Source organism: Neptuniibacter pectenicola, from assembly GCF_001597735.1.
GTDB classification, from domain to species: Bacteria; Pseudomonadota; Gammaproteobacteria; order Pseudomonadales; family Balneatricaceae; genus Neptuniibacter; species Neptuniibacter pectenicola.
In genome coordinates, this window is the sequence record NZ_LUTS01000007.1 from 204,886 (window position 1) to 211,361 (window position 6,476).

At 47.6% G+C, this 6,476-nt stretch carries 4 protein-coding genes; all 4 read left to right on the forward strand.

The window, feature by feature from the left end; all coding sequences use genetic code 11:
• The first annotated feature begins 1 nt into the window (after nucleotide 1).
• The 4 genes from sbcD (at nucleotide 2) to A3773_RS11160 (ending at nucleotide 6,325) form a co-directional block, all read left to right on the forward strand.
• The gene (gene sbcD, locus A3773_RS11145) at nucleotides 2-1,516 is read left to right on the forward strand and encodes an exonuclease subunit SbcD (RefSeq protein ID WP_075109544.1); all 1,515 of its coding nucleotides are present in this window, start codon (nucleotides 2-4) and stop codon (nucleotides 1,514-1,516) included.
• On the forward strand, nucleotides 1,513-5,205 hold the full coding sequence (locus A3773_RS11150) for an AAA family ATPase (RefSeq protein WP_067986002.1): 3,693 nt from the start codon (nucleotides 1,513-1,515) through the stop codon (nucleotides 5,203-5,205). Before sbcD ends, A3773_RS11150 begins: the two co-directional genes overlap by 4 nt.
• A gap of 73 nt (nucleotides 5,206-5,278) precedes the next feature.
• On the forward strand, nucleotides 5,279-5,761 hold the full coding sequence (locus tag A3773_RS11155) for a cupin domain-containing protein (protein WP_067986030.1): 483 nt from the start codon (nucleotides 5,279-5,281) through the stop codon (nucleotides 5,759-5,761).
• Between the two features lie 234 nt (nucleotides 5,762-5,995).
• Nucleotides 5,996-6,325 carry a DUF2489 domain-containing protein gene (locus A3773_RS11160; protein WP_231902192.1) on the forward strand — a complete coding sequence of 110 codons (330 nt, stop codon included), beginning with the start codon at nucleotides 5,996-5,998 and terminating at the stop codon, nucleotides 6,323-6,325.
• Nucleotides 6,326-6,476: the final 151 nt, after the last annotated feature.

Consider the following 6,476-nt stretch of genomic DNA (forward strand, 5'->3'; position numbering starts at 1 on the left):
TATGATTCGTATTCTACACACCTCAGATTGGCATCTTGGTCAACACTTTATAGGCAAAAGCCGATTAGCTGAACATCAAAAATTCGTTCAGTGGTTGCTTGATAAAATCAAAGAAAAACAAATAGATGCAGTTACTATTGCAGGTGATGTATACGATACAGGATCGCCCCCCAGTTACGCCCGTGAGTTATATAATCAGCTGGTGGTTGCCATCAATAAGCTAGGCTGTCAGCTGATCGTTTTAGGCGGAAACCATGATTCAGTTTCAACCTTAAATGAATCTAAAGGGCTGCTTAAATACCTAAGTGCCGATGTGATTGCCAATGTGCAAGATAACCTCAGCGATCAAGTGATTACACTCAACAACCGTCAAGGCGAACCTTCCGCTATGTTGTGTGCGATCCCCTATATAAGGCCCCGCGATGTACTGCAAAGCCATGCGAATGAATCGGCTAGCGATAAAGCGCAGGCCTTAGGTAATGCGATTGCCGAGCATTATCAGCAGGTATACGAGGTTGCAGATAGAAAACGCAAAGCACTAGGATTAGCACTGCCGATTATTGCCACCGGTCACTTAACCGCCATGGGCGTTAAAAGCTCAGATTCGGTGAGGGATATCTATGTGGGGTCTTTAGAGGCTTTTCCGGCAAGTGCCTTTCCACCCGCTGATTATATCGCGCTCGGTCATATCCACCGTCCACAGGTCGTCGCCAAATCGGAACATATACGTTATTGCGGTTCACCCATTGCCCTAAGTTTTGATGAGCTGGGTAGCCAAAAGCAGGTGCTGATGGTTGAGTTTGATGAGACTGCGTTAGTCAGTGTTGAGCCTATCTATGTCCCACAATTTCAACCGATGCAAGCCATTAAGGGTGATCTTAACCACATCGAAGAGACGCTGATTGAGATTGGCCGTACGGCGCATGAACTACCGGTTTGGCTATCGATTGAAGTCGAAACCCAAGATTACCTAAATGACCTGACGCAACGTATAGAGAAACTGACCCAAGATCTGCCGGTTGAGGTATTACTCCTACGCCGTGCGCGCAAACAGCGGTCTAGCGAGTTGATCCGGCAGGAGAAAGAAACACTGGATGAACTGAACCCCTTTGAGGTTTTTGAGCGACGTTTAGAAAGCGAACAGTTTGAGGGCGATGATGAGACACTAAGGCTTCAGCGAATTAAAGAATGTTTTGCCCAGATCGTGCATCAAGTGGAAGAGGAGCATGGCTTGGCCCCCAGTAAACCGGCGTCTACAACGCTTAAAGCCGAGGGCCTGCCTGACATGACTCATTCAACCGTCAGTGAGCCTATGTTGGAAGGGGAAGGGGAAGAGGCCGACCCCGTCACGGCAATTGCAGATGACGTTGAAGTCTTACCCCTGTTTAACGAAGAACCTCCGCTTACCGCGCCGCCCGCCGCACCCGCTACCTCAGCAAGGCCCTCGAAAAAACCGAAAGCGGACAGCGATACACCGATTGTCGATGATCTTTTTGCAACGGGAGATGATGTATGAAAATTCTATCCCTACGTTTTAAAAACATTAACTCCCTCAAAAATGAATGGAAAATTGATTTCACAAAATCGCCTTTTATCGACAATGGCTTGTTTGCCATCATCGGGCCGACCGGTGCTGGCAAAACCACCATTCTTGATGCCATCTGTCTTGCGCTTTATCACCGCACACCGCGATTGGTTAATATTTCTAAATCGACTAACGAGCTGATGACGCGCGGTACTGCTGATGCGTTAGCGGAAGTCGAATTTGAAGTAAAAGGTAAACGCTATCGAGCGTTTTGGAGTCAGCGCCGTTCCCGTAATCAGGTAGACGGAAACCTGCAAGACGCTAAAGTTGAGCTGGCAGATATCACCGACTCACCGGCGGGTACTATTCTGGCCAGTCAGATTAAAGTGAAGAGCCAGTTAATTGAGAAGATAAGCGGTTTAGATTTTGATCGTTTCACTAAATCGATGATGCTCTCCCAGGGTCAGTTCGCTGCGTTTTTAAATGCCGATGCCAATGAGCGAGCAGAACTACTCGAAGAGTTAACCGGCACTGAGATCTATGGCCTTATCTCTGAAAAAGTCTTCCTCCGTTATAGTGAAAGCAAACAAGCCTTAGAGAAACTACAGGCGAAGGCGGAAGGGGTCGAGCTGCTGACGCAAGAACGCTTAACTGAACTTATGGAAAAACGTGACGCCCTAGGCCAGCAGTTTACGGCGAAAAATAGCCAGCTTGAGCAGTTACAAAAACAAGCAACCTTTTTGACTGAAAAGAAAAAAGCGCTTACTACACTGGCTCAGACAGAGAAAGATCTCGTTACAGCACAGGAACAGCTTGCGCGTGAAAAACAGAATTTTGAGCGTTTAGCGCAAAGCGCCTTGGCAGAAAAGCTAAGCCGCGTTTATAACCCGTTAAAAGCGAACGAACCTAAATTAGTACAGATCGATGCTGAATTAAGCGCGTTGGCCGAGGCGAAAGCGCAAAAACGCACTGAGGTCGAGGCGCTACAAGCCCGCCAGCGTGTAGAGCAGGATGCGCTGCAAACCTTAAAACAAAACAATGTTGCGTTAGAAACACTGTTAAATGAACACGTGGTGCCACTTGATGCCGCTTATCAACAGCAAGTTGACCAGTTAAAGGAAAAAGAGTCCCAGCGCCAACAGCTAGAATCCGAGCGCGCAGAGTGTGAACAGACGCTTAGGCAAAATCAACAACGCAGTGGTGAGCTAAACCAGCGCCGTGGCGAGATCAGTAGCCTATTAACCAACCCGTCTATCAATAAAGCGCTAGTGGATAAACTTTCCCTTTGGGGCGCACAGTTTGGTCGTGTGAGAGAGCTGCAAGCGGTTGAGCAAACTAAACAAACTGAGTTAACAGCGCTACAGGAAACACAGGTTGAACAGCAACAGCAACTGAGTCAGGCGGATAAACAGCTAGAAGAGTCAAAGTTAAGCCTGGCCCATGCCCAGCAACAGCTCGACAACCAAGCCGCATCACATCAACAGGATAGCCAAACCCTACTGACCTTTCTTGAGCAATCGTTGCATAGCGTGATGGGGGAGCGTGGTGTTGTTGGGCAGCTACCGGCGATCGCCTCAGCTTTTACAAAACTGTCGGCAGAGAAAATAGCGCTACAGGATAAAATAGCGCAAGCGAATCAAGACAAGCAAAGCATTGATCAGCAGCTCAGCGAATTTAGGGCGGTTTATAAAGATAAGCGCGCGCAACTTGGCGATATAGAACAGCGTTTAGCACTAGAAAAACAGATCTCAGACCTAACGGCGGCAAGACAGCAGCTTCAACCGGATCAGCCCTGTCCTTTGTGTGGCTCAAAAGCGCACCCGCTGGTGGAGACTTATCAAACCCTAGATCAGAGCGAAACCGAGTTACGTTACCGCACCCTCGAGACGGCGCTGGAGACGGTTAAAGAGCAAGGGACTAAGCTTAACGAGGAACAGGTTAAGCAAACGCAATGGCTGCAAAGTGCGACAGAACGCCTTGAACAGATTGAAACCGATATAAAACAGGAGATGGACCGTTGGCAGGTGCTTGTGTCGGATCTACCTTATGCTAATCCATCCCAGGCCGTCATTGATATAAACGATCAGGCCGCGTATGCCGCGTTAGCTCAGGCGCTTGAGCAACGCATGACCTTTTTGCAAACACAGATTGAAGAAGCAAAACGGTACAACGCTCAAGTACAAACTGCTCAAGTCCACTTGCAGCAGGTGGAAGGGCAGCACGCGTTAACGCAAAAAGCGTTAAATTATAGCGAGCAAACCATCAGTACGCTGAGCCAAGCGCTTAAGCAAATCAAAGAAGAAAGCCAAACACTGACCAACGCATTAACTGAAAGCATCGGCGAACAACAGATGCCTATGCCGGAACTTAACCATGCGCTCCAGTGGTTGCAGCAAATGCGCTCGACAGTCGATGCCTACTTAAATGCTGAAACTGAAAAACAGCAGATAGAGGTTCAGATCGCCGCACTCACGTCAGAGCGAGAGCAAGCCCAGCGACAGGCAGAAAAAATCACGCAGCGGTTGGAGCAGGTTACTACAGAATTACAGGCCATTAAGGAGCGTGCTGAGAGCAATCGTCAGCAGCGCTACGCATTATTTGCCGATAAACAGGTGGATGAGGCGCGGCAACAGGCCCAAACCGCGCTACGGGAATCAGAGCAGAGCTATCAAACGACCCATGAGCAGCATCAGCTTATAAATCAGCAACTACAGGACCTTAACGCAACAGAAAATGCGTTGAAGGAGCAGAGCACGCGTTTACATGCAGAGTGTGAACAGCTCCGTAATGACTGGGAGGCACAACTCGCTCAGAGCCCTTTTGCCAGTGAAGCGGCGTATTTAACGGCGTTACTCAATGATGAGCAGCGTGGGCAATTAGAAGCACAGAAAGATCAACTAACCACCGCATTACAGCGATCTATCGCGTTAAAAGAGCAAGCAGAGCAACGGCTAGAAACATTACTTACCGAATATAGCGGGGGCGAGAGCGACCCTGAAGCACTCCCCAGTCTTGAGCAGCGTATCAGTGAAGACAAAGAGGTGTTGAGAGCCATCACCCATGAACAAGGCCAAGTGAGTGCCCTGTTAGATGATGATAAAGCACGGCGAGAAGGGCAGGTTCAGCTCTTTGCGCAAATTGAAGCCTCTCAACAGCAGTACGATGATTTAGCCTACCTGCAGAGCTTAATTGGCTCTCAAAAGGGGGATAAATTTAGACGTTTTGCACAAGGTCTAACACTTGATCATTTAGTCCACCTTGCCAACGCTCAGTTAGAACGGTTGCATGGCCGTTACTGCTTACAGCGCAAACAGGGCGCAGCCTTAGAGTTAGAAGTGCTAGATACTTGGCAGGCAGACACCTCAAGGGATACTAAAACCCTCTCCGGCGGTGAAAGCTTTTTGGTCAGTTTAGCCTTAGCCTTGGCCTTATCGGATCTCGTGAGTCAAAAAACCAGTATCGACTCCCTCTTCCTAGATGAGGGCTTTGGTACTTTAGACAGCGAAACCTTAGACACCGCTCTCGATGCGCTCGATAGTCTAAACGCCTCAGGTAAAATGATTGGGGTCATCAGCCATATCGAAGCGATGAAAGAGCGGATTCCCGTGCAGATTAAAGTGAATAAAATGAGTGGCCTAGGCACAAGCCGACTTGACGATCGGTTTGCTCGGGCGGGGTGAGGAATATCCGGCGGGGCTGGCTGGGCCGGCTAATCGCTCGTAAGCTTATGGCAGTATGCCTTGGGAGATAAAGATGGATACATACCTGATCACTAAAGAAGAAATAGAGCAATTTGAAGGTATATCTAAAACGCATTTTCTTAACGAAAACGCGAAACGAACGAATAAATCGCTTGGTGATCTTGCCGGTCTAACGGGCTTTGGATTTCATATCATTGAAATACAACCCAGCCATGAATCGACAGAGTTCCATAAACACTATCATGAGGATGAGTGCGTTTATATTTTGGACGGTGTAGCTGAAGCCCAGATAGGCGACAAAATATACCCAGTAAAGGCGGGGGATTTTATAGGGTATCGAGCCGGCGGAGAGGCCCACGCATTGAGAAATATCAGTGATTCGATGGTCTTAAAATGTATTGTGGTCGGGCAGCGCCTTGATCATGATGTGGGTGATTACCCAAAACTGAACAAGCGTATTTATCGGCATAAAAATATGCCATGGAACCTCGTCGATATTGATAAGGTTGAGGAACCTAACGCAGGTAAAAAATAATAGGTTAGGACGAAGGTTTTATCGCACATATTTTATCCTGCTTTATTTTATGTAAGGATAGTAGGACAATTTTGTATATTTCCACCGATAACAGGAAACACCCGCTAAGGAAAGCTTATGATATTCAAAGACCTAGATTGTTTTTCCCAAGTTCTTTCATGTAGATATATGACAGATTGTCGTGTTTAAACGCGACAACTTGTCATATATTTAGCTGTTAAGCATCCTATGAAAATGAGCCACGAAGAATACATCCAGAAGCAACGTGAACGCGCTGTTGAATTAGCAAGCGGAATGCTTGATGGCTCTATCCATTATTTAGAAGGTGCAATTGAGTTGTCTGCTCTAAGATTTGAGGTCGGGCTGCCCGAAGATGATAAAGATTTTCTAGCATTCGCTGGTGTGTCCTCTGAAACGGATCACCTTCCAATTGGCTCAGCGAGGCAGTATTGGTCACAGAAAGCCCTTGAGAAGCATGAGCCAGAAATACAGCAATCTATTAAATGGGCAAAGGAGGTTTCTTTGTCTGAATGTAAATCTATCGTAGCAAGGTTCAATGCTTAATCGGGTAGCCGAGGGTCTCTAACCCTCAGCCCCCACAACACCCTGCATGCGGATCCGCACAGGGCGTTTCACTAAGAATGGTGAAGCTTGATCCATCCATCGCGCAATTCATAAAGCCCCTGAGATTTTAAGTAAGCATTGGATAATGCCT